Genomic DNA, 26,947 nt, shown 5'->3' on the forward strand with positions numbered 1-26,947 from the left:
CTCACCCTAACCCTCTCCCCCAAGGGGAGAGGGGACAAGCCGAAACCCCGTCGAGGACGGAGTCCTCGCGTCCTGCGCGGCGCAGCCGTGCCATTCAGGCGTGAAGCGATATTGCACCAAGCAATGACGTTACCGACCCCCTCACCCTGACCCTCTCCCGCAAGAGGAGAGGGAATGGTTACCGCGGACGATTACGCTTCGCTAATCGACCCTACCGACGTAGCCATGCCCAATGACGGCGAGTGACCCCACACCCTGACCTTCTCCCCCAAGGGGAGAGGGGATGGTGACCGTGGGCGAATACGCGGCGGGAATCGACCCGGCACCCAGGGGCGAGGGCAGGGTTGTGTCCCTGTGTTCCGCATGGCGACGCCGCTTGGGGGCCGGTTATGCCAAAATGTGAACAAATCGATCTTTCCCCCGGTCAATCGCGGTCTCCCGCTTGTCGGGCCCGCCCCGAGTTGGCTAAGGTGGTCGCCCATTACATGCACGCAGTTGTGGAGGTAGGCATGGACAAGTTATTGCTGGCGCTCTCGGAGCAGGTGATCAAGGCGCGGGATCTGGAGAGTCTGACCCGCCCTTTGCTGGAGATGCTGGAGTCGGTGACCGGGCTGGAGTCGACCTATCTCACCGAGATTGACCTCGGGCAAAGCAGCCAGCATGTTCTGTTTGCCCGCAATGCGGCCGGGCTGCAGATCCCCGAGGGGATGACGGTGGAGTGGAGCGATACCCTGTGTCGCCGTGCCATCGACGATGAGATTAGCTACACCGATGACGTCGCCGCTCTGTGGGGGGACTCCCAGGCGGCCAGCGAGCTCGGCATTCGCTCCTATCTGAGCAGCCCGGTGCGCACCTCTACCGGCTCCCTCTATGGCACCCTGTGCGGCGCCAGTACCGAACAAAAGCCCGCGGTGGCGGGGGCGCAGCAGCTCATCGCCTTCTTCGCGCACCTGATTGCCGAACAGGTGGAGCGGGAGCAACTGCTGCGGCAATTGCAGCAGGCCAATGACGAGCTCTCGCGCCTGGCCCTCTCCGACCCCCTCACCGGGCTCCCCAATCGCCGCGCCCTGATGCTGGAGCTCACCCGCCTCTTCTCGTTGTCGGAGCGGGCGGGGCATCCGGTGCTCATCGCCTTTGTGGATCTCGATGGCTTCAAGGCCATCAACGACGAGCATGGCCACGAGGCGGGGGACAGGCTGCTCACCGCCATGGCGCGGCAACTGAGCGAGACCCTGCGCGGCGGCGATCTGCTGGCCCGCTTTGGGGGGGATGAGTTCGTGGCCGTGGGCATGGGGCCTTTCCCGGACGCCGACACGCTGGACGGGGCGGTGGCGGCGTTTCGCCAGCGCCTGTTCGAGCACAGCGTGCTGTCACTGCCGGTGGGGGACAAGGTGATCCATTATCCCGGTGCCAGCGTGGGGGCGGTGGCCGTGATGCCGGCCGAGGTCAGCGTCGAGGAGGCGCTGAACCGGGCCGATGCGAGCATGTATGCGGTCAAGCGCCAGCGCCGGGCCGCAGGGGAGGGCGGGAACCCACCTCCTTCCAGTCAGGTGTCTGCCCCGCGATAGCAGCGGGGCGGGTTGAGAGGGCACAGGGTGGCGCGTCCACCCGGGTGCCAGTCTGTTTTCCCTTTTATCAGTTCGGAGCCCATACCATGGTTCATCTTCTTGCCCGCCGTGTGCGCGCCCTTGCCGGGCGGGCGGCCACCCTGGTGGCCGGACTCTGCGAGTTTCAGCAGCGCATCTGGGTGGTCAGCATCGTCAAGGAGTCCTACACAGATACCTTCGTGGTCAACGAAGGGGGCTTCGAGGAGCCCTTGCAATGGATGCGCCGCAAGGGCTACAGCGCCGAGATGCTGGCCAGGGTGGAGGCCATGGCCCGATCCCAGGTGCTCCAGCTCGAGTGCGCCGGGCAGCATCACCGTCTGATGCGGGTGAAATAGGGGCGAAGCCGCCCCGGATGGCCTGGGTGGCACCGCCGCCCGGGCATTGACCACATATCCTGCCGCCCTCTTCGTGTCAGACGGGGGAAATGGGTCGCCAGTTATGATTTTTCCGTGGTTCTCTCCGGTTTCAGGCCGCCGGAGTAGACGCAAATCGCGGAGTTGTAGCTGTTGAAGGTGACCGCGTAGTTGAAATCGCAGAAATAGGCCGGGTGCTTGGTGGCGACAATGTCCCCCGCCTTGCACTTGTCCTGCATCCCCTCCACCAGGGTGTCGTTGTTTGACCCGAGACAGGCCTTGCCGGTGGTCTTGTCACCGCCGCAGGCCATCAGAAGGGCGCAGACCGAGAGACTCATCAACCATTTCGCTGTGTTGTGCATGTGTGTTCCCAAGAGATCGCAGAGATGGCGGGGAAGGGCGTGAGCGCGGCGCTGCCCGATGAAGGCGGTCGGCGGGCACGCTGCCGCCCCTGACAGTCGCTGCCACCGTGCGCCCTCTTGCCGTGAAAAAGGGGCCAACAGGCTCCTGCACCCTATATTACGGACCCAGGACGGTCTGCGTCACCCTTTGTCGTTGCAAGTGGCGAACATTAAACGGGTTTCGTGCGCTGGCTCAAAGGCGGGCCGGGGCCTTGGCGGCCCCGGCGGGGGAAGGGGTCAGGGGGAGGGGAAGTATTTGTGCTGGAGCTGCTGGAAGTCGCTGCTGGCCAGCACCTGGGTCAGGCCGAGCTGGAACTCCCTGACCAGGGCATCGTCAACCGGGTGGCTGAAGGCGAAGCAGTACTGCTCGGAGCTCAACATCCAGCGCACCTCGAACTGGGCGGGATCCAGCTGCTGGGTCTTGATGAGATCCAGCAGGGTGGATTTGTTGCTGGAGATCAGCTCGACCCGGCCCGAGGTGAGCATGCGCAGGGCCTGGGAGAGGCGGTTGGCGGTCATGATCTTCTGCTCGTCGAAGCCTGCGTTGAGCAGCAGTTGCTCCCCCACATCGGATCGCACGGCGCCTATGGTGTAGCGCTGGGCATCTTCCAGGCGGGTCAGGGTCAGGGGCCGACTGGCGAGCCCCATCAGCACTATCTCGGCATAGCCGATGGGGCAGGCCCACTTGAACAGGGGATTGCGCGCCTCGGTGCGGGCGGTGGAGAAGAGCACCACATTGGGTTTCTGGGTCAGCAGGTAGTAACCCCTGGCCCAGGGGAGGATGCTGACGGGCTGGACAGGGGTGCCGGTCTTTTGCCACACCAGGTGCAGCAGGTCGATGGCAAAGCCGGTCGGGGCGCCATCCTCCCCGGTGAAGTTGTAGGGTTTGTACTCTTCGGTGAGGTAGTGCAGGCTGGCGAGCGCCGGGCTGGCCTGGGTCACGGGAGTGCCCCAGACCATGGCCGCGAGGGCGGCGCAGGCGACCAGTCTGCGAAGGGGGACTGCAATGTCTATGTTCATCCTGACCGTCCTGCTGCCGAGTGCCCAGTTTCAAGTGTTGCCAAGTCACGGCGTTTCGCCACCCGGCGAAGACGTTATCCGCCGGGGGCCGTCATCATCTTGCCACTCACAACCGTGTCGGCGCCCCCTTTTCACCAGGCCGGACGGGTGTGACCCAGGGGGGTGAACGCCTCATCCCTCAGCCCCACCAGTAGGGTGCTGCCATCCTCTTGCAGACGAAACTCGCCGTAGCGGGCCGACTCATATTGATCTCCCGTGCCCTCTTCGAAGAAGAAGGCGTCAGGCCCGATAAACCACTGGCCGTCGCGCTGGCGTACCTTGAGCAGACGCTCCCCCGGGCCCGGGGCCTCGGGCTTGCCCCCTTCCACCCAGTGCACCACCTGATGTTCATCCAGGCGAACGACCAGGGTGTGGGGGCCGACGGCGGCCTGGCGGCCCGCCAGCTGGCGGGCGAGGGCGTAGTTCAGGCGCATGTAGTCCCCCTGCATCAGGGAGCGGGGGTCGACCGGTGCCAGCTCGATCAGCACCACCTCCCCCTGGCTCATGGCGTGCTCGAAGCGCCAGACGGCGGCGTTGATGCCGGCGAGCAGGGCAAGACCGGTCAGCAAAAAGGCGAGGCGTCTCATGAGGGGCTCCCGTGGTGAAGGTGCTTGAGCCACTGACGGGTACCGAGCAGCAGGGCCCCCGAGGCGAGCAGCAGCCAGGACTTGGTCATCAGGGTCAGCCCCAGATCGTAGTAATAGAGGGAGCCAAAGCCGAGCAGCAGGAGGCCTGCCAGGGTCATCAGGGCCAGGCTGCCGGCGTAGAAGCCGAGCACCAGCACCAGGGCGCCAGCCCCCATGCCGGGAATGATGGCGCTGATCACCACCAGCGGCAGCCCGTAGCGCAGCGGCAGCCTGAGGCGAACCATGACCGCGAGCAGCAGGGCGGCGCAGAGCAGGGGATTGAGCCAGAGGGGCAGGCGGGAGCTGCCGAGCTCATTGAGCACGCTGGTGCCTCCCTCCCACAGGGGGTGGTGCAGCCGTCCCAGCACCAGCAGGGAGAGTGCCAGCCCCAGGGTGAGGGATTCATAGAGCAGATGGCGGGCGGGATCGCGCTCCGCCTGCAGCCAGCACAGGGCGACGGCGCCCATCACCAGCGGCAGGGCCAGCAGGTGCAGGCCGAGGCAGGCGAGGGCGAGGGTGAGCAGGATGGCGGCGGCGAAGCTGTGGAACAGCCTGATCAGCCAGTGCTCGAACAGGGCGGCCACCCCGAGGGAGAAGGCGGTCAGACCGAACCAGAGCCACGCGACGTTCAGATCGAGCCTGTCCAGCAGGCCGTAGAGCAGCCAGGCATCTGCCGCCAGCGCCAGCGCCAGCACGAACTGATCCCAGAGATCGCTGCGGGTCGCCATGCGGTTGAGACCGAGGGCGGCGGCCATCAGCACCATCCCCATGGTGAGGGCGTTGTTGGGGTCGCGGGTCAGCTGCTCGAAGGCCATGAAGAGGAAGAAGAGCAGGAAGAGGGCGGCTATCCAGCCCACCATGCCGAGCAGAAAACGGCCCGACCAATGGGGCTGTTCATCCCGGGGGGCATCCCCTTCCACAAGTTGGGCAGCACGCAGGCGCTCCCAGGGGGTGAGATCAGACATGCTGCCTCCGTTGTTGTTGCAGCCAGCGGCTGGCCATCACCGACAGGCCGATGGCGATGAGGGCCAGCAGCAAAAAGCCGTTCATGTCCGGCTCCATCCACTTGCCAAGGGCCGCGAGGATCACGGCGATGAGGCTCAGGCACCCCATGGCGAGCCCGGCGATGAACCTGTGGTGCCAGCGCAGGTAGGCGGCGCCGAGCCAGGCGAGCCAGGCAGGCCAGACCCAGGGAGAGGCGGCATCGAACAGGGCCAGCAGGGTAAGCAGGGTGATGCCGAGCCCCGCGGCCAGCCCCGCGAGCCAGGAGGGCATCAGGGCGTAGCGGGCGGGCACCAGGATGAGCAGACCCCAGAGGGCGGCGTTGAGCAGGGTCAGGCACCAGCCGAGGGCCTCCTCGTTGAAGGAGAAGAAGAGATCGAGAAGGCCGAGCCGCCAGTAGAGCACCAAGGCGAGCTGACCGAGCAGCCAGGCCAGGGTCCAGAGCAGCGGGCTTCTGCCAAGGGCCGCCAGCGGCAGTAGCATCAGGGCCCAGGTGGCGAAGAGCTGCCAGGGGTCGGCGCCGGTCTGGTAGGTCTGGCCCACCAGGGCGAGCAGGGCGCCGAGGTTGAGGGCCAGGGCCAGCAGCAGGGCCTGGCGCGGGGTGTCACTCATGGGTTTTCGCCAGAGCACCAGGAGCATGGCGAGCAACGGCAGCTCCAGCAGGGCGAGACGTGAGAGGCGCCCCAGGGCCTGCCAGTTGAAGGCGACGAAGAAGACGAGGCCGGCGCCAAGGCAGAGGCAGCCGAGCCAGAGCAGCAGCCTGTCGAACAGCCACTGCCAGCGGGCAGGGCCGGGGGGCAGATCGCACAGTGCCAGGGCGGCAGGCAGCGAGGCCCGTGGCAGGCGGCCGCGCCTGACCCAGTCGAGCAGGGTCTGTCTTGAGGTGAGGTGCATGGGGGCTCCTGAAGCCGTGATGCCTGAAAGATAAGGCATTATGGCACGGCGCCGCGTCTCGGGGCAGGGGCGCCGTCGGCGCTGCGACACAGGTCGCGGCACGGGGCCATGTCTTTGCACTAAAAAGGCCCCCGCCGTGAGGAGGGGGCCTGAAGGACGTCCGGGGCGGCGGTGGCGATCAGTGCTCACGCTGATCCCCCGCCGGCTTCTATGGAGGTCAGGCGAAGATCAGGGTGGAGATGCCAAGCCCCGCAAAGAGGATGGCGCAGGCAATGCGGATCCCCTTGAGGGGGAGCTTGTCGGCCCCGAGCTTGCCGAGCAGCACCACGGGCACGTTGGCCAGCATCATGCCGAGGGTGGTGCCGGTGATCACCTGGATCAGGGAGTCGTACTTGGCTGCCAGCAGCACGGTGGCTATCTGGGTCTTGTCACCGATCTCGGCGATGAAGAAGAGCACGAAGGTGGCCATGAAGGGGCCGTACTTGTCCAGGGAACTCTCTTCATCGTCCATCTTGTCCGGCACCAGGATCCAGGCGGCCATGGCGATGAAGGCGCCAGCGACCAGCCAGGTCATCACCTTGGGATCCATCCAGCGACTGATGAATTCCCCTATCCAGGCGGCACCCGCGTGGTTGAGCAGGGTGGCAGCCAGCATGCCGGCGATGATGGGCCAGGGTTTGCGAAAACGACAGATGAGCAACAGGGCCAGCAGCTGTGTCTTGTCGCCGATCTCGGCGATGGCAACGCTGATGGTGGAGGTTAACAAGGCTTCCATAAAAATGACCGGGGGACGGAATTGTTATAAACCAGAGACAAGCCTGCGCCATCCGTCCCCGGTTTTGGCACTGGCCCGTCAAAGGTCTTGTCAAATCCGGCATTGCCCGGATCACCCTGACCATGGTGAGTTGGCACCAAGTATGTTGATCAGGATCGCGCACGAAACGGGTCCGTGGCGAGACTACTCCCCCTCGATGGGAGCGGGCATTCTAGGGAAAAACCCCCGGTGAGGCAAGGCGCGGGATGGGGAATTATCCCCCCACCAGTTTGACCTGAAAGCCGGCCTTCTCCAGTTCGGCCTTGATGAGGTCCCGTTTGTCCCCCTGGATCTCGATGATCCCCTCCTTGAGACCGCCGCCGGTACCGCACTTCTTCTTGAGCAGGGTGGCGAGGGCCTTCTGCTGGTCGGCGGGAACGCCGTGGATGCTGATGACCCCGGCCCCCTTGCGTCCCTTGGTCTCGCGGCGGATGCGCACGACCCCGTCGGCGGGGAAGGGGGAGGCATGCTGGGCGGGGGCGGATTCCTTGATCATGCCGCCGTCCGTGCTATAGACCAGGCGGCTGTTGTTGTCGTGACTCATGGCAATACTTTGTCGGTTAGCTAAGCGGAGTTTGATTTTACGCAAATAAATGTTGAGGGCACAGCTTATAATCCCCCCATTAAAAGCGAATTATTCTTGTTTAACTTCAGGAGCCCGTCATGGTACTCACAGAGCTGTCGCCGGGACAGAGCGCTCGCATCACGCACATGAACCACCTTGGTCGCGCCTTGCGGCGCAAGTTGATGGTGATGGGGCTGCTGCCCCAGACCGAGATCCTCTATCTGCGGGCCGCCCCCTTGGGGGACCCGCTCCAGATCCAGTGCCAGGGCATCTGCCTCTCCATGCAGCGGAGTCTGGCCCAGCAAATCGAGGTGGAGCCGGTATGAGCTACAACCTGGTCACAGTGGGCAATCCCAACAGCGGCAAGACCTCCCTGTTCAACGCCCTGACCGGCTCCCGCCAGCAGGTGGGGAACTGGAGCGGGGTCACCGTCGACAAGAAGATGGGGGCCTTTGCTGCCCGCGGGCAGGAATACACCCTGGTGGACCTGCCCGGCATCTATGCCCTGGCCAACCAGGAGGCGAGCCTGGACGAGCAGATCGCCAGCCGCTTCGTCCAGCGCCAGCAGCCGGATCTGCTGCTCAACGTCATCGATGCCGCCAACCTGGAGCGCTCCCTCTACCTCACCCTGCAACTGCGGGAGCTGGGGCTGCCCATGGTGGTGGTGCTCAACAAGATGGATCTGCTGCAAAAGCGGCGCATCACCATCGACGAGGCCTTGCTCGCCAAGGCGCTGGGGTGCCCCGTGGTGTCGCTCTCGGCCCACAATCGCCAGCAGGTGGCGGCCTTCAAAGAGGGGATCCACCAGTTTATCGGCCAGTCCCAGCCCGCCCTGGTACTCGACTACGGTCAGCCCCTCGAGGGGGACATCGCCGAGCTGGAGACCCTGCTCGCCCCCCATCATCTGCATCGCCGTGGCCGCGCCCTGCGCCTGCTGGAGGAAGACATCGCCATGCAGGAGACCCTGGCGGCGGGGCAGCAGGCGGCGGCCGACAACGTGGTGAGCCGCGCCCACCACGCCCAGGACATCGACCTGCAACTCGCTGATTTGCGCTACGGCCATATCCACCACTGGTGCCAGCAGGCGTGCCGCCATCAGGACAAGCTCACCGTCGCCCAGAGCGAACGGCTGGACAGGGTGCTGCTCAACCGCTGGGTGGGCATCCCCTTCTTCCTGCTGGTGATGTACCTGATGTTCATGTTCGCCATCAAGGTGGGCAGCGCCTTCATCGACTTCTTCGACATCCTCGGGGGGGCCCTCTTCGTGGACGGGGTGCACCACCTGCTGGGGCTGATGAGTGCCCCCGACTGGCTGGGGGCCGTGCTCGCGGACGGCGTGGGTGCCGGTTTGCAGACGGTGGCGACCTTCATCCCCGTGGTGGGCTGCCTCTTTCTCTTCCTCGCGGTGCTGGAGAGCTCCGGCTATCTGGCCCGCGCCGCCTTCGTGGTGGACGCCCTGATGCGTCGCCTCGGCCTGCCCGGCAAGGCCTTCGTCCCCATGCTGATGGGCTTTGGCTGCACCGTGCCCGCGGTGATGGCGACTCGCACCCTGGGGTCGGAGCGCGAGCGGCTGATGACCTCGGCCATGGCGCCCTTCATGTCCTGCGGTGCCCGTCTGCCGGTCTACGCCCTGTTCGCGGTGGCCTTCTTCCCCGAGTCGGGGCAGAACCTGGTGTTCGGTCTCTATCTGTTCGGCATCCTGGTGGCGGTGCTCACCGGCCTCTTCCTGCGCAGCACTCTGCTGCCGGGCAAGAGCGACTCCATGGTGATGGAGATGCCCGATTACGAGTGGCCCCGTCCGGTGGACGTGGGGCTGCGCACCTGGCAGAAACTCAAGGGCTTCATCTTCGGCGCGGGCAAGACCATCGTCCTGATGGTGGCGGTGCTGAGCGTGCTCAACTCCCTCGGCACCGACGGCAGCTTCGGCAACCAGGATCAGGAGAACTCAGTGCTGAGCAAGCTGAGCCAGTCCGTGACCCCGGTGCTGCATCCCATAGGCGTGCGGGACGACAACTGGCAGGCCACGGTGGGCATCCTCACCGGCATCTTTGCCAAGGAGGCGGTGGTCGCTACCCTCAACAGCCTCTACGCCGGCGGCGCCGGTGATGAGGAGGAGAGTGAATACTCCCTGCTGGGCAGCCTGAAAGCGGCGCTGGCCACCATTCCCGCCAACCTGGCGGACATCGACCCCGCCGATCCCATGGGGCTCAAGGTGGGGGATCTGGAGGACAAGCAGGCGGCCGCCGAGGCCCAGGAGGTGGACACCTCCACCTACGGCAACATGCAAACCCACTTCGACGGCGTGGCCGGGGCCTTTGCCTACCTGCTGTTCGTGCTGCTCTACATGCCCTGCGCTGCCGCTATGGGGGCCCTGGTACGAGAGACCGGTCGCCAGTGGGCCCTGTTCACCGCCGCCTGGTGCAACTACGTCGCCTTCCTGTGCGCCACCCTCTTCTATCAACTGGCGACCTTCGCCGCCCACCCGGCGCAGAGCCTGGTCTGGAGCCTGAGCTATCTGCTCTCCCTGGTGCTGCTCTGGTGGCTGGGGCGTCGTCACGGCGACATCGTCGCCCGCAAGGTGGTGACCCTGTGAAGGGGCTCATGGTCAGGGGCGAGTGCGCTGAGAGGGAGGGTATTCTGTGATCCTGCGTGAACTGGGGGACTATCTGGCCCTGCACAAGAAGGTGAGCCGGCGGGCGCTGGCCCGCCACTTCCACACCTCCGAGGATGCGGTAGAGGCCATGCTCGGGGTCTGGATGCGCAAGGGGCGCGTCGCCAAGCGGGAGAGCCGCCTGTGTGGCGGCTCCTGCTGCGGCAAGCACGAAGAGGTGACGTTCGAGTGGTGCGAGCCCGGCCAAATAGGGCTGGTCCAGAAGGGCTGACGCCTGTCCATATGCAAAAGGGAACCCGAGGGTTCCCTTTTTCGTGGCAGCCGGGCTCGTCTTAGAAGAGGTCGCCCTCGTCCTTGGTGGGCTCCAGGCTCCAGCCGCTCGCCGCCGCGCTGTTGCCAATCTGACCCTTCTCCCGCCAGAGTTTGATCTTGAGGCGCAGGTTGTTCTGGGAGTCCGCGTTCTTCACCGCCTCCTCCTCGTCGATCACCCCCTCGACCACCAGATCGAACAGAGTACTGTCGAAGGTCACCATGCCAAGGGCCCTGGATTTTTCCATGATCTCCTTGAGGCCGCCAAACTCGCCGCGCTTGATGAGATCGCGCACCGTGTGGGTTCCGAGCATCACCTCCACCGCCGCCCGGCGCCCGCCGTCCGTGGTCTTCACCAGCCGCTGGGAGACAAAGGCCTTGAGGTTGTTGCCAAGGTCGTTGAGCAGCTGGGGTCTGCGCTCTTCCGGGAAGAAGTTGATGATGCGATCCAGCGCCTGGTTGGCGTTGTTGGCGTGCAGGGTGGAGATGGCCAGATGCCCGGTCTCCGAGAAGGCGAGGGCATGCTCCATGGTCTCCCGATCGCGGATTTCACCGATGAGGATGACGTCCGGCGCCTGGCGCAGGGTGTTCTTCAGGGCCGCGTGGAAGCTGCGGGTATCCACCCCCACCTCCCGCTGGTTGATGATGCTCTTCTGGTGGCGATGGACGAACTCCACCGGATCCTCGATGGTGATGATGTGGCCGCCGCTGTTGCGGTTGCGATGATCGATGAGGGCCGCGAGCGACGTGGACTTGCCGGACCCCGTGCCGCCGACGAAGAGCACCAGACCCCGCTTCTCCATGATGGTGTCGAGGAGCACCGGAGGGAGTTTGAGATCCTCGAAGCGGGGGATCTCGGTCTTGATGTTGCGCGCCACCAGGGAGACTTCATTGCGCTGCTTGAAGATGTTGACCCGAAAACGGCCTATCTGGGGCAGGGAGATGGCGAGGTTCATCTCCAGCTCTTTCTCGAACTGCTGTTTCTGCTCGAGATCCATGATGTCGTAGGCGATGCGGGCCACCTCGCCCGGCCCCAGAGGCTCCTGGGTGAGGGGGCGCAAGGCGCCGTTGAACTTGGCGCAGGGGGGGGCGCCGGTGGAGAGATAGAGATCGGAACCGTCCTGTTTGGCCAGGATCTGCAGCATGTCTCTCAATTCCATGAGGGGCCTCGTCGCTCAAAGGGCTGGGGGATGATGAATGGCTTGAGTGTACAGCCTCAGGCGCCGGTCAGTTTTTCGCGGAACACAAAAAAGACCGCGCCCAGGATGCACAGACCCGCCCAGAGGTAGTCCCACTTCAGATCTTCTTTCAGATAGAAGATGGAGAAGGGAACGAACACGGTGAGGGTGATCACCTCCTGCAGGATCTTGAGCTGGCCGACGGAGAGCACGGTGTGGCCGATGCGGTTGGCGGGCACCTGCAACAGGTATTCGAACAGGGCTATCCCCCAGCTCACCAGGGCGGCGATGATCCAGGGTTTGTGATTCATGCTCTTGAGATGGGCGTACCAGGCAAACGTCATGAAGACGTTGCTGCAGATGAGCAGGCCGATACTGGTCATGATGGGGTTCATTAGGTTCTCCTTTTAAATCAATGCATTTTATCTCGACTCCATGGGTTTTCATAAGTGGTGCTTGAGGGTATTTTTAGCTCACAAGGATGTAACAAAAGAAGGCGAAAGCTGGATGGGCAAGACAAGCTGGGGTGCGCTTTGTCTGTTGTTTGCCTGCTGGGCGCAAGGTGCGCCGACCCTGACGGTGGCCACCGATGTCTGGCCGCCGTTTCGCATGCTGGCAGAGAACGACGACTTCCAGGGGCTGGATATCGACATTCTGCGCCAGTTGCAGGCACGCAGCGGCATTGTGCTCACCCTCAAACGGGTGCCCTGGGGACGGGCACTCAAACAGATGCAGACCGGTCAGGCGGATCTGATGATAGGGCTGGCTCACACCGAGGAGCGGGCCGCTTTCATCGACTACCTGCAGCCGTCCTATTACCAGTGCCGGCCTGCCTTCTATGGCAAGCCCGCCGCCGTGGCCGGCCTCAGGCGCTACGAGGATCTGCGGGGCCGCGAGATAGGCTATGTGCTCAACTCCGCCTACTTCCCCCCCTTTGATGGCGACACCCAGCTCGACAAGCACGGGGTCCCCACCGAAGACCAGTTGCAGCGCATGGTGGAGCGGGGCCACCTGCCCCTGATGATAGGGACCGACTGCCAGGTGGATTACGCCCTGAGCCAGCGCAACGACGCCGGCCTCGTCAAGGCGCCCTTCCAGCCCCCCAACCCGGTGGTGCTCTACCTCGGGATGAGCAAGCACTCACCCCACCATGAGCTGGGCCCCAAGCTGGCGCAGGCGTTGCAAGCCATGGTGGAGAGCGGCGAGATAGCGGCGCTGGCCAAGCCCTACCAGCCTTGACCTTGGGTGGTAACGCGCTGTTATCATGCAGCTTTCCTGCCTGCCCCCCGGCGGGCCTCGCTTCTTGGGGATCCCGTGTATCTCGCTCTCATCCGTCGCCAGCAGCGCTGGCAGCGCCGCTGGCTGCTCCTGCTGTCGCTGCTGACCCTGGCCCTGTTCCTGCTCTCCCTCGCCCTCGGGGAGTTCGTGCTGCTGCCCTGGCAGCCGCTGGGGGATCTGGAGCTGCGTATCCTGCTGGAGCTGCGCCTGCCGCGCGCCCTGCTGGCTCTGCTGGCGGGGGCCTCCCTTGCCTGCGGCGGTGCCGTGCTCCAGGTGATGCTGCACAACCCGGTGGCGGAACCCGGCCTGCTCGGCGTCTCGAGCGGCGCTGGCCTCGCCGCCATGGTGGCGATGGCGGTGGCCAAGGGGCTCGGGCTCTATCTGCCGGGCTGGGGGCTGTCGCTGGCGGCCTTTGGCGGCGCCCTGGTGGTGACCATGCTGCTCATCCGTCTCGCACGCCGGGCACGGCTCGGCCATGGGCGGCTGCTGCTCTTCGGGGTCGCCATCGGCATCCTCACCAATGCGGCCATGACCTGGCTGATGTATTTCGCCGACGACGGCGCCTTGCGGGAATTCATGTTCTGGATGATGGGCAGCCTCGCCTACGGCAGCCAGCAGCTCGCCTGGTGGTGGCTGGTGCTGCCCCTCACCCTCGGCTGGCTCTGCTGGCAGGGGCGGGCACTGCAACAACTGCTGTTGGGAGAGACCCAGGCCCGCCTCATGGGGCTGAACGTGGACAGCATGCGGGTACGCCTGGTGCTGGCGGTCTGCCTGCTCACCGGGGTGGCGGTCTCCCTGTGCGGCGTCATCGGCTTCGTCGGCCTGGTGGTGCCTCACCTGCTGCGCCTGTGCGGTGGCAGCGATCAGCGCTTCCTGCTGCCCGCCTCGGCGCTGGGGGGCGGCGCCCTGCTGCTCGGGGCCGATCTGGTGGCCCGCTCGGCGCTGCACGCCGGTGAACTGCCCATCGGGGTCATCACCGCCTCGGTGGGTGCCCCGCTCTTTATCTATCTGCTGCTGAGGCAAGATGCCGATGTGCCCCGCTGATCCCGCCCTTTGGCGGCTGGAGGCCCGCGCCCTGGCCATCCCCCATCGCCTCGCCCCCCTGGATCTCGCCTGGTCCGGTGGTCAGCTGGTGGCCCTGCTCGGCCCCAACGGCAGCGGCAAGTCCTCCCTGCTCGGGGCCCTGGCGGGCCTGCTGCCCGCCGATGGCGCCGTCTTGCTGGGAGGAGAGGTCATCACGACCCTGAGCTGGCCCGAGCTTGCAACGCGGCGCGCCATGCTGCCCCAGCGCCAGCCCCAGCTGTTCCACATCCCGGTGTTCCAGGTGCTGAGCCTGGGGCTGGAGGAGGGGGGCCCCGATGCCCAGGCGCAGGCGGTGGCGGATGTGTGCGACGCCCTGGAACTGGCGCCTCTGCTGGCACGGGACTTCAGTCGATTGTCCGGGGGGGAGCAGCAGCGGGTGCTGATCGCCCGCACCCTGCTGCAACTGTGGCCAAGCCTCAACCCGACCGGGCGGGTGCTGCTGCTGGACGAACCCCTGGCGGGGCTGGATCTGCATCACCAGATGGCGCTGCTGCGGCTGCTCAAGCAACTGGCCGCGCAGGGATTGCTGGTGGTGGTGGCCATCCACGACATCAATCTGGCCATCGACTGGGCGGATCGCGTGCTCTGCCTGCAACAGGGCCGCGTGGTGGGGGAAGGGGACGTCGGGATCATCGACGAGGCGCTGCTGGAGCGGGTGTTCCAGATCCGTACCGATCGTATCGAGGCGGCCGGCCGCACCTGGTTTATGCCGAGTCTTTGAGAACGGGGCGAGAGATAGCGTTTGTAGGGTCGATTAGCGAAGCGTAATCGGCCGCCTGCAAGAATAAGGGGCCAGTATCAGGAATACTGGCCCCTTTGCTTTTATTCGCTGTTCAGTCCAGCTTGTCCAGACGTACCTTGGCCGCTTCGGCCAGCATGGCGAGCAGGGTCTCGGTGTCTTTCCATGACAGGCAGGCATCCGTGATGCTCTGGCCGAAGGATGATGGCGCAGCCGTTAACCCTGGCGGGTTTTCTCCAGCCGCACCTGGGCGGCTTCTGCCAGCATGGCCAGCAGGGTTTCGGTGTCACTCCACGACAGACAGGCATCGGTGATGCTCTGGCCGAAGGTGGCGGCACAGCCGTTCTCCACGTCCTGACGCCCTTCCACCAGGAAGCTCTCGGCCATGATGCCGGCGATGCCGGTGCGGCCGCGGCGCAGCTGATCGCAGATATCCTGGGCCACCAGCAGTTGGCGGCGGTGATCCTTCATGCTGTTGCCGTGGCTGAAGTCCACCACCAGGCGCTCCGGCAGGCCCACCTGGGCCAGAGCCTCGCACGCCTCGTCGATGCTGGCGGTGTCGTAGTTGGGCCTGTGGCCGCCGCGCAGGATCACGTGGCCGTAGGGGTTGCCGGCGGTGCGGTAGATGGTCATCTTGCCGTCCTTGTCCGGGGAGTAGAAGATGTGGCTGTGACGTGCGGCGCGCACCGCATCGATGGCGATGCGGGTGTTGCCGTCGGTGCCGTTCTTGAACCCCACCGGGCAGGAGAGGGCGGAGGCCATCTCCCGGTGAACCTGGGACTCGGTGGTGCGCGCCCCGATGGCGCCCCAGGTGATGAGATCGCTGATGTACTGGCCGGTCACCATGTCGAGGAACTCGGTGGCGGTGGGCATGCCTGTCTCGTTGATGTCCACCAGCAGCTTGCGGGCCAGTTTGAGCCCTTCATTGACGTCGAAACTGCCGTCCAGGCGCGGATCATTGATAAGCCCCTTCCAGCCGACGATGGTGCGCGGCTTTTCGAAGTAGGTGCGCATCACGATGCACAGGCTCTCTTTGTACTCTTCACGCAGGGTGTTCAGACGCAGAGCGTATTCGTGGGCGGCGGCGGGATCGTGGATGGAGCAGGGGCCGACGATGACCAGCAGGCGCTGATCTTCACCGGACAGAATGGCTTCCACTTGGCGGCGGGCATCCAGCAGGTTCTGGGCGATGGTGTCGGTTAACGGGAAGGCGTGCGCCAGCTCGCTGGGGGTGATCAGGGCCTCCAGGCGACGGGTGCGCAATTCATCGGTGTGAATGGACATACGACTCAATTCTCGAGTGGATAAGGTGGGCGGGATGCCAAAATGCAAGGGAATAAAATAAAGCAAAAGTCATCCGATGGAAACCTTGGGCGGCTCTGATAGGATGTGAACCCAAAAGCCATTTCAAATGAGGTAGTTATCGTGGCAAAGCCAGGCGCGACCGGGATCACCCGCATCATCAACGCAACCGGTTACAGCATGAAAGGTCTCAAATCGGCCTGGATCAACGAGGCCGCCTTCCGCCAGGAGCTGCTGCTCATCCTGCTGCTGATGCCGCTGGCATTCTGGATAGGTGACTCCCTCAACGAGATCCTGCTGCTCGTCTGCATCAGCTGGCTGGTGGTGATCATCGAGGTGCTCAACTCCGCCGTGGAGGCGGTGGTGGATCGCATCGGCTCCGAGCATCACGAACTCTCGGGCCGCGCCAAGGATCTGGGCTCCGCCGCCGTCTTCATCGCCCTGACCTTGAACGCCCTGGTGTGGGGCGCCCTGGTGGGCCGCAACCTGCTGGGCTGGTGGTAGGTTGCGAGAGCAACCTTTCTCCTGACATAAAAAAGCCCGTCATCACGACGGGCTTTTTGCTGCGCAGATAAGGGCTTATCAGTGCAGGATCCGGGCACGGATGGTCCCATTGATCTCTTTGAGACGGGCCAGGGCCTTCTCGCTGTGCTCGGTTTCGACGTCGATGACCACGTAACCGATCTCGCTGCTGGTCTGCAGGTACTGACCGGCGATGTTGATCCCCTCGTCGGCGAAGATCTGGTTGATCTGGTTCATCACGCCGGGCTGGTTGCGGTGAATGTGCAGCAGGCGGCTGGAGCCCTTGTGGCCGGGCAGGGAGACTTCCGGGAAGTTGACCGCGGAGAGGGTGGAGCCGTTGTCGGAGTATTTGACCAGCTTGTTGGCCACTTCCAGACCGATGTTCTCCTGGGCTTCCTGGGTGGAGCCGCCGATGTGGGGGGTCAGGATCACGTTGTCCAGGCCGCGCAGGGGGGTGAGGAACTCCTCGTCGTTGGACTTGGGCTCCACCGGGAAGACGTCGATGGCGGCGCCGGAGAGGTGGCCGCTCTTGATGACGTCGGCTAGGGCGTCGATGTCCACCACGGTGCCGCGGGAGGCGTTGATGAAGATGGCGCCCGGTTTCATCATGCGCAGTTGCTCTGCACCGATGAGATCCTTGGTGGAGGCGGTTTCCGGTACGTGCAGGCTGATGACGTCAGACATGTTGAGCAGCTCCACCAGGTTCGGCACCTGGATGGCGTTGCCAAGGGAGAGCTTGTTCTCGATGTCGTAGTAGTAGACCTTCATGCCGATCATCTCGGCGATGATGCCAAGCTGGGTACCGATGTGGCCGTAGCCGATGATGCCGAGCTTCTTGCCGCGGGCTTCGACGCTGCGGTTGGCCAGCTTCTCCCAGACGCCGCGATGGCACTTGGCGTTCTTCTCGGGAATACCGCGCAGCAGCAGCAGGATCTCCCCCAGTACCAGTTCGGCCACGGAGCGGGTGTTGGAGAAGGGGGCGTTGAAGACGGGGATGCCGCGCACGTGGGCGGCGTCGAGGGAGACCTGGTTGGTGCCGATGCAGAAGCAGCCGATGGCCACCAGCTTGGTGGCGGCATCCAGCACCTTCTCGGTGATCTGGGTGCGTGAACGCAGGCCCACGAAATGCACGTCACGAATGCGCTCGATCAACTCCTCTTCCGACAGGGACGTCTTCAGATATTCCACATTGGTGTAGCCGGCTGCCCGAAAGGTCTCCACCGTGTTGGGATGGACTCCCTCCAGCAGCAGTACCTTGATCTTATCCTTGTCCAGCGAAAACTTGGCTGTCATGACGTTCCCTCTATTGTTTTGAAAAATGCGTTCAGGCTTGCAGTGTGAAGAAAACCGTAAAGTAGCAAAAACGTTTGGGAGAGGGAATATTTGTGACGAAAGTCAAATTCTTTGAAGTTATCAACGATTGTTGCAGATGTGCTGCTACAAGCCATTGAGGGATAACCAGAAACGGCGCCATGAGGCGCCGTTGTCCATTTGGGGCAGTCAGATTGACTGACCGGGGCGGGGGCTTGCCCGGAGGGAGAGGTCCGGGGAGCGGGCCTTAGTTGGTGATCACACCCTCGGGGGTGCCGATCAGCACAACGTCGGCGCCACGGTGGGCGAACAGGCCGTTGGTGACCACGCCCACGATGCTGTTGAGGCGGGTTTCCAGAGCCTTGGCATCGGTGATGGCCATGCCCTTGACGTCCAGGATGATGTTGCCGTTGTCGGTCACCACCCCTTCACGCCACACCGGGTTGCCGCCAAGGGCGCGGATCTCGCGGGCCACGTATTCGCGGGCCATGGGGATCACTTCCACCGGCAGGGGGAAGGTGCCCAGCACGTCGACGGTCTTGGTATTGTCGATGATGCAGATGAACTGGTCGGCCACGGCGGCGACGATCTTCTCGCGGGTCAGGGCGGCGCCGCCCCCCTTGATCATGTCGCGGCTGGCGTTGATCTCGTCGGCACCATCCACGTAGACGGAGAGGGCATCGATGTCGTTGAGGTCAAACACCGGGATGCCGAGACCCTTGAGGCGCTCGGTGGAGGCGATGGAGCTCGACACCGCGCCCTTGATCTGGTCTTTCATGGTCGCCAGTGCGTCGATGAAGTGATTGACGGTAGAGCCGGTGCCCACCCCGACGATGGTGCCGGGTACCACGTATTTGAGCGCAGCCCAACCGGCCGCCTTCTTCATTTCATCTTGAGTCATGATGGATCCTTATGGAAAAAGCGGGCGCATTATATCCAAGCATCCCCCCCAGAGCGACCATGGTGCTCACGTTCCGGCGCAAAAATCCTCAAGATGTAAATCGTTTGCCTGTTTATTGAACCGAAGGGGGCGCCCCGTCTGATCAGGCAAAGTGCCAGCTGCGGCTGGGGGTGATGATCTGGGGGAGCGGCACGTCCCACTGCTCCCGGGGGACGGCATCCACCTGCTGGCAATCGTGGGCGAGCCCCAGGGGTCTTGGGCCGAGCTGGTGCTCGTGCCAGCAGGCGAGGGTGCGATCGTAGTAGCCGCCCCCCATGCCGAGGCGGTTGCCAGCCTCATCGAAGGCCACCAGCGGGGTGCAGATGATGTCCAGCATGCTGTGGGGCAGCACCTGCTGCACGTCGAGCTCGGGCTCGGCGATGCCGTAGCGGTTGCGGGTCATGGGGGTGGTGGCGGTGTAGCGCAAGAAGAGCAGGTGACCCGGGGTGAAGGGGTGCAGCACCGGCAGGTAGACCTCCTTTTGCTGGGCCCACAGCCAGTGGATGGCGGGCAGGGGATCGAGCTCCCCGTCGTTGGCCAGATAGAGGGCGATGCGCCTGGCCGCGAGGATGCCGGGATGTTCCTGGAAGCGCTCGACCAGCTGTTGGGCCGCCGCCTGCTGCTCGGCCTGGCTCAGGCTTTTTCTGCGCTGGCGAATGAGCTGACGCAGGTTCTGGCGTTCGGGTTGGGTATCCGGCATGGGGACTCCTGGGCAAAGGTGGGCTGGCGCTACCTTAGCAAGGGGCCGACGGGATGAAAAGCTGATGGCGGGGCCGCCAGCCGGGCGGCCCCTGAGGTCGGGCGTCAGGAACGGTGGGGGGCGGGAGCCACTGCGCCCATCTGGTGCTTGAGGAAGACGGCCACGATGGCGGCCAGGGCCAGCGCCATGGGGTAGAAGCTCATGCTCACGACCAGGATCGGCGAGAGGGCGAAGATGGAACCCAGCAGCAGCGCCTGGGCGCCCCAGGGGATGAGCCCCTGTACCACGCAGGAGAAGATGTCCAGCATGGAGGCGGCGCGTCGCGGGGTGACCCCGTGATGGTCCGCCAGATCCCTGGCCACCTTGCTCGCGACTATGATGGCCACGGTGTTGTTGGCGGTGCACAGGTTGGTGAGGCTCACCACGCCGGCGATGCCGAGCTCGGCCGCCTTCTCGTTCTGTTCGCCATCGTGGTGGCGGGTGAAGCGGGCAATCAGGGCGGCGATGCGCTCACTTATCCATGCGAGCCCCCCCTGGCGTTCCATCAGGGCACCCAGACCGCCGATGAGCATGGAGAGCAGGAAGATCTCCTGCATGCTGGTAAAGCCCTGATAGATGTCCTTGCTGAACTGGCCGAGGGAGTAGCTGCCAAGCAGCCCCACGCCACCGGCCGCCAGGATGCCGAGCCCCAGTACCATGAAGACGTTCATGCCAGAGAGGGCCAGCACCAGGATCAGCAGATAGGGGGCGACCTTGAGCATGTCAGCCTCGGCGGTGGGGGCCGGCGCTTCACCGGTGGAGCCCAGCACCAGATAGAGCAGGATCACCAGCACGGCGGCGGGGGCGGCAATCTTGATGTTCTCGCGAAACTTGTCCTTCATCTCGCAGCCCTGGCTGCGGGTGGCAGCGATGGTGGTGTCTGAGATGATGGAGAGGTTGTCCCCGAACATGGCGCCGGAGAGGATGGTCCCCGCCATCAGCATCGGATCGATGCCGGCGGCCTGGGCGACGCCCAGCGCCACCGGTGCCACGGCGCCGATGGTGCCCATAGAGGTACCCATGGCGGTGGCAATGAAGGCAGAGATGAGGAAGAGCCCGGGCAGCAGGCACCAGCCCGGAATGAGGGAGAGGCCGAGGGCGACCGTGGCATCCACCCCGCCGGTGGCCTTGGCCACGGTGGCGAAGGCGCCCGCCAGCAAATAAATGAGGCACATAGCCATGATGTTGCTCTCGCCCACCCCCTTGAAGAAGGTCTCGAGGTTCTTGTTGAACCCCTCGCGTCCCATCAGCAGGGCCAGCATGACGGCAGGCAGGGCGGCAACGGGGGCGGGGAGCTGGTAGAAGGCAAACTCGACCCCCTGCAGGGTCAGCCAGGTACCGGTACCGATGAAGAGGGCAAGAAAGACCAGAAGGGGCAGCAGGGCTCTGGCACGGGGTTGGGTCTGGATCATGTGTTCCTCGAAACTTGAACAATGACCTCCTGTCGTTGCCTGTGGCGCCTCCAGGGCGGGCACAGGGCGGGCATCCTGCCACCATGGGGGGCCAACAGTAGTGAGTCGGCCCGCCCGGGTCAAGATAGCCGTCCAGATGGATAGGGCTTTTTACTTCGTGATTCTGACTTGTCTGGTAATTCCGTTATTTATTCTGTTTTTAATGAATTTATCGTTTAAATGTCGGGGTGGTTTGGCGGGCCAGATCGGGCTTTTCAAAGGGGGCGCGGGCTGGTAAAACGGTCTCTTTCCATAATAAAGAGATGAGAGGGTGGAGATGGACAATCCGATCCGTGTGGCCGTGATGGGCTGTAATGGTCGTATGGGCAAGGTGCTGCTGGAGGCTATCGCCAACGCCGAGGGCGTGGTGGTGGGAGCGGCGCTGGAACGACCGGGCTCTGCCGTGATCGGTCTGGATGCGGGTGAACTCAACGGCCTGGGGCGCCTTGGCGTCATCATCAGCGACAGTCTGGAGAAGGTGAAGGACGAATTCGATCTCATCATCGACTTCACCCGCCCCGAGGTGACCCTGGCGAACCTCGCCTTTGCACTGGCGCATGGCAAGCAGATGGTGATCGGCACCACCGGCTTTGACGAGGCGGGCAAGGCGGCCCTGCACGAGGCGGGCAAGCAGATCGGCATCGTCTTCGCCTCCAACTACTCGGTCGGGGTCAACCTGGTGTTCAAGCTGTTGGAGCAGGCGGCCAGGGTGATGGGGGAGTACACCGACATCGAGATCATCGAGGGGCACCACAGACACAAGGTGGATGCTCCGTCCGGCACTGCGCTCTCCATGGGAGAAGTGGTGGCGAAAATCCTGGGCCGGGATCTCAAAGAGTGCGCCGTCTATGGCCGTGAGGGGATCACCGGTGAACGGGATCGCAACACCATCGGCTTTGCCACCATCCGCGCCGGAGATCTGGTGGGGGAGCACACCGTCATGTTTGCCGACATCGGCGAGCGGGTCGAGATCAGCCACAAGGCTTCCAGCCGTCTGACCTTCGCCAACGGTGCAGTGCGGGCGGGCAAGTGGCTCGGCCAGCAAGGGGCCGGTCTCTATGACATGCAGGATGTGCTCGGTCTGAAATAAACCGTCTTCAGGGGGAGTGCAGACTCCCGTACTGGTTGCCAAACCCCGGTCCGCCGGGGTTTTTTGTCACTTTTTTGTAGAAATGAGCCTTAATCATCACTTTTTGAGTGAACCTCGCTAAATCCTGCCATTCTTACAAGCCTGCCACCCTCTTGCGACAAAAATGTCATCAAGGGGTAACGGGTTTGGGTCTCAATATTCCCCTGCGGGGGGCATTTCGCCTTGATGTGAAATAGACTAAAAATGCAATCCAAGAAAAACGTTTTCTATTCTTGGTGTTCACTTTTCTGGCTTCAAATGGTGTTTTTACTGTTGTGTTGTTTATTTTTTAATTTTCTATCTTGCTGTTTATTAAGTGGTAAATTTGGTTTTTTGTACGTTGCATGGCATCGGGTGCCGCTTTGTTGTCTGTGTTTGGCTTTTCTTTTTGAAGAGGGGGTTGCAAAGCGAGTGAGTGCATAGATAATGGGTAATGTTGCTTGTTTATTGAATTTAGATGCATTTCAAACGAGAAAAGACGTTGAAATGAGATCGTTTTTAAGTAGAATGCGCCCAATTTGCCAGAAATCTGCCGGGTTCGAGTCCTGTCAAAGACCGGAACCGAGCCCGCAACACCCAGGTAAATTGCTGAATTTAAAGCTAAATAACTGGAGGTTGTCTTGAATCACACTGCATTGCTAGTGCTGGAAGATGGAACTGTGTTCAAAGGCGTGTCGATAGGCGCCGAGGGATGTTCCGTTGGTGAAGTGGTTTTCAACACGTCGATGACGGGTTATCAGGAAATCCTCACAGATCCCTCCTATTCCCGTCAGATCGTTACCCTCACTTACCCCCATATAGGCAACACCGGCACCAACAGCGAAGATGAAGAGTCCAGTCAGGTCCATGCTCAGGGCCTCATCATCCGGGACCTTCCGATACTGGCCTCCAACTTCCGCAATCAGCAATCCCTCTCCGATTACCTCAAGTCTCACAACATCGTTGGCATCGCCGACATCGACACCCGCAAGCTGACCCGCATCCTGCGTGAAAAAGGCGCCCAGGCCGGTTGCATCCTGGCCGGCAAGCAGCTCGATGAAGCCCATGCCCTCGAACAGGCCCGCGCCTTCCCCGGTTTGAAGGGGATGGACCTGGCCAAGGAAGTGACCGTGAGCGAATCCTACAGCTGGACTGAAGGCAGCTGGCAGCTCGGCAAGGGTCACGTCACCCCGGCGGCCGATGAGCTGAAATACCACGTGGTGGCCTACGACTTCGGCGTGAAGCGCAACATCCTGCGCATGCTGGTGGACCGTGGCTGCCGCCTGACCGTGGTGCCGGCCAAGACCCCGGCCGCCGAGGTACTGGCGATGAACCCGGATGGCATCTTCCTCTCCAACGGCCCCGGCGACCCCGAGCCGTGCGACTACGCCATCGAAGCTATCAAGGCTTTCCTTGATACCAGCACCCCGGTGTTCGGTATCTGCCTGGGCCACCAGTTGCTGGGCCTGGCCTCCGGCGCCAAGACCATCAAGATGAAGTTCGGCCACCACGGTGCCAACCACCCGGTGAAGAGTCTGGACGACAACACCGTGATGATCACCGCCCAGAACCACGGCTTTGCGGTGGACGAGCAGACCCTGCCCGAGTGCCTGCGTGCCACCCACGTCTCCCTGTTCGATGGGTCGCTCCAGGGCATCCATCGCACCGACCGTCCGGCCTTCAGCTTCCAGGGTCACCCCGAAGCGAGCCCGGGCCCGCACGATTGTGCCGGTCTGTTCGACCACTTTATTGAATTGATTAAGCAGTATCGCGCCTAAGAGGATAAAGAGAGCCATGCCAAAACGTAACGACCTACAGAGCATCCTGATCCTCGGCGCCGGCCCCATCGTCATCGGTCAGGCCTGCGAATTCGACTACTCCGGCGCCCAGGCGTGCAAGGCCCTGAAAGAAGAGGGCTACCGCGTCATCCTGGTGAACTCCAACCCGGCCACCATCATGACCGACCCGGAGATGGCCGACGCCACCTACATCGAGCCCATCACCTGGGAAGTGGTGCGCGAGATCATCAAGAAAGAGCGCCCGGACGCCATCCTGCCCACCATGGGTGGTCAAACTGCGCTGAACTGCGCCCTGGCGCTGGAGCAGCATGGCGTGCTCAAGGAGTTCGGTGTCGAGATGATCGGCGCCACCGCCGACGCCATCGACAAGGCCGAGGATCGCTCCCGCTTTGACAAGGCCATGCGCAGCATCGGTCTCGAGTGCCCCCGTGCCGGCATCGCCCACAACATGGAAGAGGCCTGGGGCGTGCAGCAGATGGTGGGCTTCCCCTGCATCATCCGTCCTTCCTTTACCATGGGTGGCTCGGGCGGCGGCATCGCCTACAACACCGAAGAGTTCGTGGAGATCTGCGAGCGCGGACTGGATCTCTCCCCGACCAAGGAGCTGCTCATCGACGAGTCGCTCATCGGCTGGAAAGAGTACGAGATGGAAGTGGTGCGGGATCGCAACGACAACTGCATCATCGTCTGCGCCATCGAGAACTTCGACCCCATGGGCATCCACACCGGTGACTCCATCACGGTCGCGCCAGCCCAGACGCTGACCGACAAGGAGTACCAGATCATGCGCAACGCCTCCATGGCGGTGCTGCGCGAGATCGGTGTCGAGACCGGCGGCTCCAACGTCCAGTTCGGCATCAACCCCAAAGACGGCCGCATGGTCATCATCGAGATGAACCCGCGGGTGTCGCGCTCCTCTGCGCTGGCCTCCAAGGCGACCGGCTTCCCCATCGCCAAGATCGCCGCCAAGCTCGCCATCGGTTACACCCTGGACGAGCTGATGAACGACATCACCGGCGGTCGCACCCCGGCCTCCTTCGAGCCGGCCATCGACTACGTGGTGACCAAGGTGCCGCGCTTCAACTTCGAGAAGTTCGCCGGCGCCAACGACCGTCTGACCACCCAGATGAAGTCCGTGGGTGAAGTGATGGCCATCGGCCGCAACTTCCAGGAGTCCCTGCACAAGGCCCTGCGTGGTCTCGAGACCGGCAAGACCGGCTTCGACCCCATGGTTGACCTGAACGCCCCCGACTCCCTGACCCGCATCCGTCACGAGCTGCAGGATGCCGGTGCCGAGCGCATCTTCTACATCGCCGACGCCTTCCGCGCCGGCCTCTCCATGGACGGCGTGTTCAAGCTGACCAAGATTGACCCCTGGTTCCTGGTGCAGATTGAAGAGCTGGTGAAACTGGAAGAGCAGGTGAAAGAGCGCGGCATGGCCGGTCTCGACGCCGACTTCCTGCGCGCCCTCAAGCGCAAAGGCTTTGCCGACGCCCGTCTGGCCAAGATCCTCGGCGTGGCCGAAGGTGAAGTGCGTAAATTGCGTGCCCGCCACAACATCTTCCCGGTCTACAAGCGGGTCGACACCTGCGCGGCCGAGTTCGCCACCAACACCGCCTACATGTACTCCAGCTACGACGAGGAGTGCGAGGCCAACCCCACCAACCGCGACAAGATCATGGTCATCGGTGGCGGCCCGAACCGTATCGGTCAGGGCATCGAGTTCGATTACTGCTGTGTGCACGCGGCCCTGGCCCTGCGCGAAGACGGTTACGAGACCATCATGGTCAACTGCAACCCGGAAACCGTCTCCACCGACTACGACACTTCCGACCGTCTCTACTTCGAGCCGGTGACCCTGGAAGACGTGCTGGAAATCGTGCGGGTCGAGCAGCCCAAGGGCGTCATCGTCCAGTACGGCGGCCAGACTCCGCTGAAACTGGCGCGGGCATTGGAAGCGAACGGCGTGCCGGTGATTGGTACCAGCCCGGATGCCATCGACCGCGCGGAAGACCGCGAGCGCTTCCAGTCCGCCGTCGAGCGTCTGGGGCTCAAGCAGCCGGAAAACGGCACCGTCACCGCCCTGGAGCAGGCCGTGCAACTGGCCACGCGCATCACCTACCCGCTGGTGGTTCGCCCCTCCTACGTGCTGGGTGGCCGCGCCATGGAAATCGTCTATGACGAGCAGGACCTGCGCCGCTACTTCGCCGAGGCAGTGAGCGTCTCCAACGAGTCGCCGGTACTGCTGGACCGCTTCCTGGACGACGCCACCGAGGTGGACGTGGACGCCATCTGCGACGGTACCGATGTGGTTATCGGCGGCATCATGGAGCACATCGAACAGGCCGGTATCCACTCCGGTGACTCCGCCTGCTCCCTGCCGCCCTACACCCTGTCCAAGGCCATCCAGGACGAGATGCGCGAGCAGGTGCGCAAGCTGGCGCTGGAACTCGGCGTGGTCGGTCTGATGAACGTGCAGTTCGCGGTGAAAGACAACGAGATCTACCTCATCGAGGTGAACCCCCGTGCCGCCCGTACCGTGCCCTTCGTCTCCAAGGCCACCGGTGCCCCGCTGGCGAAGATCGCCGCCCGCGTCATGGCCGGTCAGAGCCTGAAAGAACAGGGCTTCACCACCGAGATCATCCCGCCCTACTACTCGGTGAAGGAAGTGGTACTGCCGTTCGCCAAGTTCCCGGGTGTGGATCCGCTGCTGGGGCCGGAAATGCGCTCCACCGGTGAAGTCATGGGGGTAGGCAGCAGCTTCGCCGAGGCCTATGCCAAGGCGCAGCTGGGTGCCGGTCACCAGGTTCCGAGCGAAGGTCGCGCCCTCTTGTCCGTTCGCCACGGCGACAAGGAACGGGTGGTCAACCTGGCCGCCAAGCTGCTGGAGCTGGGCTATGACCTCGACGCCACCCACGGCACCGCCGTGACCTTGGGCGAGGCGAGCATCAACCCGCGTCTGGTCAACAAGGTGCACGAGGGTCGTCCGCACATTCTGGATCGCATCAAGAATGGCGAGTACACCTACATCGTCAACACCGCCGAGGGTCGTCAGGCCATCGAGGATTCCAAGCAGCTGCGCCGTGGCGCCCTGCAGCACAAGGTGGCTTACACCACCACGCTGCATGCGGCCTTCGCCACCTGCATGGCCATCAGTGTCGATGCCACCGCAAATGTGAACTCAGTGCAGGAGCTGCATGAGAAGGTGAACAACCGCTAAGAGCACCGGCAGCACACTGCCCGCTCGATGCACGCA

General features: G+C 63.6%; 26 protein-coding genes. 12 read left to right on the plus strand and 14 right to left on the minus strand.

The genetic code is table 11. The annotated features are described in order from the left end of the window. Nucleotides 1–509 precede the first annotated feature (509 nt). Nucleotides 510–1,568, plus strand: coding sequence for a sensor domain-containing diguanylate cyclase (locus tag AB5Y51_RS10270; RefSeq protein ID WP_182936112.1), 1,059 nt, complete (start codon nucleotides 510–512; stop codon nucleotides 1,566–1,568). Nucleotides 1,569–1,654: 86 nt separating this feature from the next. After that, nucleotides 1,655–1,942: a hypothetical protein gene (locus AB5Y51_RS10275; RefSeq protein WP_039041204.1), complete on the plus strand. Its 288-nt coding sequence runs from the start codon at nucleotides 1,655–1,657 to the stop codon at nucleotides 1,940–1,942. A gap of 101 nt (nucleotides 1,943–2,043) precedes the next feature. On the opposite strand, the gene AB5Y51_RS10280 is transcribed toward AB5Y51_RS10275, so the two are convergent. From AB5Y51_RS10280 to AB5Y51_RS10310, 7 genes are all read right to left on the minus strand, one after another. Then, entirely contained in the window at nucleotides 2,044–2,322 is a 279-nt protein-coding gene (locus tag AB5Y51_RS10280) for a hypothetical protein (RefSeq protein WP_029314742.1), read from the minus strand. Between the two features lie 276 nt (nucleotides 2,323–2,598). Then, complete coding sequence (locus AB5Y51_RS10285; RefSeq protein WP_167825974.1) at nucleotides 2,599–3,321, minus strand: ABC transporter substrate-binding protein; 723 nt, start codon at nucleotides 3,319–3,321, stop codon at nucleotides 2,599–2,601. A gap of 191 nt (nucleotides 3,322–3,512) precedes the next feature. Further along, nucleotides 3,513–4,007, minus strand: coding sequence for a GDYXXLXY domain-containing protein (locus AB5Y51_RS10290; protein ID WP_042864057.1), 495 nt, complete (start codon nucleotides 4,005–4,007; stop codon nucleotides 3,513–3,515). Continuing rightward, entirely contained in the window at nucleotides 4,004–5,011 is a 1,008-nt protein-coding gene (locus AB5Y51_RS10295) for a DUF4401 domain-containing protein (protein WP_201927817.1), read from the minus strand. Before AB5Y51_RS10295 ends, AB5Y51_RS10290 begins: the two co-directional genes overlap by 4 nt. Further along, entirely contained in the window at nucleotides 5,004–5,942 is a 939-nt protein-coding gene (locus AB5Y51_RS10300; protein ID WP_042014993.1) for a DUF2157 domain-containing protein, read from the minus strand. Before AB5Y51_RS10300 ends, AB5Y51_RS10295 begins: the two co-directional genes overlap by 8 nt. A gap of 217 nt (nucleotides 5,943–6,159) precedes the next feature. Next, nucleotides 6,160–6,717 carry a TMEM165/GDT1 family protein gene (locus AB5Y51_RS10305; protein ID WP_010675206.1) on the minus strand — a complete coding sequence of 186 codons (558 nt, stop codon included), beginning with the start codon at nucleotides 6,715–6,717 and terminating at the stop codon, nucleotides 6,160–6,162. A 253-nt stretch (nucleotides 6,718–6,970) separates the two neighbouring features. Continuing rightward, nucleotides 6,971–7,300, minus strand: coding sequence for a translation initiation factor (locus tag AB5Y51_RS10310; protein ID WP_039041208.1), 330 nt, complete (start codon nucleotides 7,298–7,300; stop codon nucleotides 6,971–6,973). Nucleotides 7,301–7,419: 119 nt separating this feature from the next. Between AB5Y51_RS10310 and AB5Y51_RS10315 the strand changes: the two genes are divergently transcribed. The 3 genes from AB5Y51_RS10315 to AB5Y51_RS10325 are packed head-to-tail and all read left to right on the plus strand — an operon-like array spanning nucleotide 7,420 to nucleotide 10,203. Next, a complete protein-coding gene (locus tag AB5Y51_RS10315) occupies nucleotides 7,420–7,647 on the plus strand; it encodes a FeoA family protein (protein ID WP_010675204.1) in 228 nt (75 codons plus the stop codon). Then, nucleotides 7,644–9,914, plus strand: coding sequence for a Fe(2+) transporter permease subunit FeoB (feoB, locus tag AB5Y51_RS10320; RefSeq protein WP_111896890.1), 2,271 nt, complete (start codon nucleotides 7,644–7,646; stop codon nucleotides 9,912–9,914). Before AB5Y51_RS10315 ends, feoB begins: the two co-directional genes overlap by 4 nt. Nucleotides 9,915–9,960: 46 nt before the next feature. Beyond that, complete coding sequence (locus tag AB5Y51_RS10325; RefSeq protein WP_039041210.1) at nucleotides 9,961–10,203, plus strand: FeoC-like transcriptional regulator; 243 nt, start codon at nucleotides 9,961–9,963, stop codon at nucleotides 10,201–10,203. Between the two features lie 61 nt (nucleotides 10,204–10,264). Here AB5Y51_RS10325 and tapW read toward each other — a convergent pair whose 3' ends face one another. Both tapW and AB5Y51_RS10335 read right to left on the minus strand, forming a co-directional pair. Then, nucleotides 10,265–11,401 (minus strand): type IVa pilus ATPase TapW, encoded by a 1,137-nt coding sequence (gene tapW / locus AB5Y51_RS10330; protein ID WP_029314740.1) that lies wholly within the window; start codon nucleotides 11,399–11,401, stop codon nucleotides 10,265–10,267. 56 nt (nucleotides 11,402–11,457) lie between these two features. Beyond that, nucleotides 11,458–11,814 carry a DMT family protein gene (locus AB5Y51_RS10335; RefSeq protein WP_010675200.1) on the minus strand — a complete coding sequence of 119 codons (357 nt, stop codon included), beginning with the start codon at nucleotides 11,812–11,814 and terminating at the stop codon, nucleotides 11,458–11,460. 112 nt (nucleotides 11,815–11,926) lie between these two features. Here AB5Y51_RS10335 and AB5Y51_RS10340 point away from each other — a divergent pair, with 112 nt between their 5' ends. From AB5Y51_RS10340 to AB5Y51_RS10350, 3 genes are all read left to right on the plus strand, one after another. Further along, nucleotides 11,927–12,658, plus strand: a complete 732-nt coding sequence (locus AB5Y51_RS10340; protein ID WP_039041212.1) for an ABC transporter substrate-binding protein — start codon at nucleotides 11,927–11,929, stop codon at nucleotides 12,656–12,658. A 75-nt stretch (nucleotides 12,659–12,733) separates the two neighbouring features. Then, complete coding sequence (gene btuC / locus AB5Y51_RS10345) at nucleotides 12,734–13,741, plus strand: vitamin B12 ABC transporter permease BtuC (RefSeq protein WP_161653004.1); 1,008 nt, start codon at nucleotides 12,734–12,736, stop codon at nucleotides 13,739–13,741. Beyond that, a complete protein-coding gene (locus AB5Y51_RS10350) occupies nucleotides 13,728–14,501 on the plus strand; it encodes an ATP-binding cassette domain-containing protein (protein ID WP_368178408.1) in 774 nt (257 codons plus the stop codon). Before btuC ends, AB5Y51_RS10350 begins: the two co-directional genes overlap by 14 nt. 234 nt (nucleotides 14,502–14,735) lie before the next feature. Here AB5Y51_RS10350 and AB5Y51_RS10355 read toward each other — a convergent pair whose 3' ends face one another. Then, nucleotides 14,736–15,803: a 3-deoxy-7-phosphoheptulonate synthase gene (locus tag AB5Y51_RS10355; RefSeq protein WP_041213104.1), complete on the minus strand. Its 1,068-nt coding sequence runs from the start codon at nucleotides 15,801–15,803 to the stop codon at nucleotides 14,736–14,738. Between the two features lie 141 nt (nucleotides 15,804–15,944). Here AB5Y51_RS10355 and AB5Y51_RS10360 point away from each other — a divergent pair, with 141 nt between their 5' ends. Beyond that, nucleotides 15,945–16,325 (plus strand): diacylglycerol kinase, encoded by a 381-nt coding sequence (locus tag AB5Y51_RS10360; protein ID WP_223918253.1) that lies wholly within the window; start codon nucleotides 15,945–15,947, stop codon nucleotides 16,323–16,325. Between the two features lie 78 nt (nucleotides 16,326–16,403). Here the strand turns inward: AB5Y51_RS10360 and serA are convergent, their stop codons facing one another. The 4 genes from serA to AB5Y51_RS10380 all read right to left on the minus strand — a co-directional run bounded on the left by serA (nucleotide 16,404) and on the right by AB5Y51_RS10380 (nucleotide 20,745). Then, nucleotides 16,404–17,636, minus strand: coding sequence for a phosphoglycerate dehydrogenase (serA, locus tag AB5Y51_RS10365; RefSeq protein WP_039040384.1), 1,233 nt, complete (start codon nucleotides 17,634–17,636; stop codon nucleotides 16,404–16,406). 265 nt (nucleotides 17,637–17,901) lie between these two features. Continuing rightward, nucleotides 17,902–18,555: a ribose-5-phosphate isomerase RpiA gene (gene rpiA, locus AB5Y51_RS10370; protein WP_039040383.1), complete on the minus strand. Its 654-nt coding sequence runs from the start codon at nucleotides 18,553–18,555 to the stop codon at nucleotides 17,902–17,904. Nucleotides 18,556–18,697: 142 nt separating this feature from the next. After that, a complete protein-coding gene (locus AB5Y51_RS10375; RefSeq protein WP_045524277.1) occupies nucleotides 18,698–19,294 on the minus strand; it encodes a 5-formyltetrahydrofolate cyclo-ligase in 597 nt (198 codons plus the stop codon). Between the two features lie 104 nt (nucleotides 19,295–19,398). Then, nucleotides 19,399–20,745, minus strand: a complete 1,347-nt coding sequence (locus tag AB5Y51_RS10380; RefSeq protein WP_226044056.1) for a Na+/H+ antiporter NhaC family protein — start codon at nucleotides 20,743–20,745, stop codon at nucleotides 19,399–19,401. 316 nt (nucleotides 20,746–21,061) lie between these two features. Between AB5Y51_RS10380 and dapB the strand changes: the two genes are divergently transcribed. The 3 genes from dapB to carB all read left to right on the plus strand — a co-directional run bounded on the left by dapB (nucleotide 21,062) and on the right by carB (nucleotide 26,911). Continuing rightward, complete coding sequence (dapB, locus tag AB5Y51_RS10385; RefSeq protein WP_368178395.1) at nucleotides 21,062–21,874, plus strand: 4-hydroxy-tetrahydrodipicolinate reductase; 813 nt, start codon at nucleotides 21,062–21,064, stop codon at nucleotides 21,872–21,874. A gap of 659 nt (nucleotides 21,875–22,533) precedes the next feature. Then, nucleotides 22,534–23,670: a glutamine-hydrolyzing carbamoyl-phosphate synthase small subunit gene (gene carA, locus AB5Y51_RS10390; protein WP_010675189.1), complete on the plus strand. Its 1,137-nt coding sequence runs from the start codon at nucleotides 22,534–22,536 to the stop codon at nucleotides 23,668–23,670. A 16-nt stretch (nucleotides 23,671–23,686) separates the two neighbouring features. Beyond that, entirely contained in the window at nucleotides 23,687–26,911 is a 3,225-nt protein-coding gene (carB, locus tag AB5Y51_RS10395) for a carbamoyl-phosphate synthase large subunit (protein WP_041213100.1), read from the plus strand. Nucleotides 26,912–26,947: the final 36 nt, after the last annotated feature.

Source organism: Aeromonas sp. R7-1 (assembly GCF_040908115.1).
GTDB lineage: Bacteria > Pseudomonadota > Gammaproteobacteria > Enterobacterales > Aeromonadaceae > Aeromonas > Aeromonas caviae.

Bases quoted from the DNA above. Each gene is read 5' to 3' on its own strand.
- AB5Y51_RS10375 (WP_045524277.1), bottom strand. From the start codon at position 19,294: ATGCCGGATACCCAACCCGAACGCCAGAACCTGCGTCAGCTCATTCGC.
- tapW (WP_029314740.1), bottom strand. From the start codon at position 11,401: ATGGAATTGAGAGACATGCTGCAGATCCTGGCCAAACAGGACGGTTCC.
- AB5Y51_RS10380 (WP_226044056.1), bottom strand. From the start codon at position 20,745: ATGATCCAGACCCAACCCCGTGCCAGAGCCCTGCTGCCCCTTCTGGTC.
- AB5Y51_RS10310 (WP_039041208.1), bottom strand. From the start codon at position 7,300: ATGAGTCACGACAACAACAGCCGCCTGGTCTATAGCACGGACGGCGGC.
- AB5Y51_RS10355 (WP_041213104.1), bottom strand. From the start codon at position 15,803: ATGTCCATTCACACCGATGAATTGCGCACCCGTCGCCTGGAGGCCCTG.
- AB5Y51_RS10315 (WP_010675204.1), top strand. From the start codon at position 7,420: ATGGTACTCACAGAGCTGTCGCCGGGACAGAGCGCTCGCATCACGCAC.
- AB5Y51_RS10270 (WP_182936112.1), top strand. From the start codon at position 510: ATGGACAAGTTATTGCTGGCGCTCTCGGAGCAGGTGATCAAGGCGCGG.
- AB5Y51_RS10285 (WP_167825974.1), bottom strand. From the start codon at position 3,321: ATGGTCTGGGGCACTCCCGTGACCCAGGCCAGCCCGGCGCTCGCCAGC.
- dapB (WP_368178395.1), top strand. From the start codon at position 21,062: ATGGACAATCCGATCCGTGTGGCCGTGATGGGCTGTAATGGTCGTATG.
- AB5Y51_RS10280 (WP_029314742.1), bottom strand. From the start codon at position 2,322: ATGCACAACACAGCGAAATGGTTGATGAGTCTCTCGGTCTGCGCCCTT.
- AB5Y51_RS10275 (WP_039041204.1), top strand. From the start codon at position 1,655: ATGGTTCATCTTCTTGCCCGCCGTGTGCGCGCCCTTGCCGGGCGGGCG.
- AB5Y51_RS10350 (WP_368178408.1), top strand. From the start codon at position 13,728: ATGTGCCCCGCTGATCCCGCCCTTTGGCGGCTGGAGGCCCGCGCCCTG.
- AB5Y51_RS10305 (WP_010675206.1), bottom strand. From the start codon at position 6,717: ATGGAAGCCTTGTTAACCTCCACCATCAGCGTTGCCATCGCCGAGATC.
- carB (WP_041213100.1), top strand. From the start codon at position 23,687: ATGCCAAAACGTAACGACCTACAGAGCATCCTGATCCTCGGCGCCGGC.
- rpiA (WP_039040383.1), bottom strand. From the start codon at position 18,555: ATGACTCAAGATGAAATGAAGAAGGCGGCCGGTTGGGCTGCGCTCAAA.
- AB5Y51_RS10290 (WP_042864057.1), bottom strand. From the start codon at position 4,007: ATGAGACGCCTCGCCTTTTTGCTGACCGGTCTTGCCCTGCTCGCCGGC.
- AB5Y51_RS10300 (WP_042014993.1), bottom strand. From the start codon at position 5,942: ATGCACCTCACCTCAAGACAGACCCTGCTCGACTGGGTCAGGCGCGGC.
- feoB (WP_111896890.1), top strand. From the start codon at position 7,644: ATGAGCTACAACCTGGTCACAGTGGGCAATCCCAACAGCGGCAAGACC.
- AB5Y51_RS10295 (WP_201927817.1), bottom strand. From the start codon at position 5,011: ATGTCTGATCTCACCCCCTGGGAGCGCCTGCGTGCTGCCCAACTTGTG.
- serA (WP_039040384.1), bottom strand. From the start codon at position 17,636: ATGACAGCCAAGTTTTCGCTGGACAAGGATAAGATCAAGGTACTGCTG.
- AB5Y51_RS10335 (WP_010675200.1), bottom strand. From the start codon at position 11,814: ATGAACCCCATCATGACCAGTATCGGCCTGCTCATCTGCAGCAACGTC.
- AB5Y51_RS10340 (WP_039041212.1), top strand. From the start codon at position 11,927: ATGGGCAAGACAAGCTGGGGTGCGCTTTGTCTGTTGTTTGCCTGCTGG.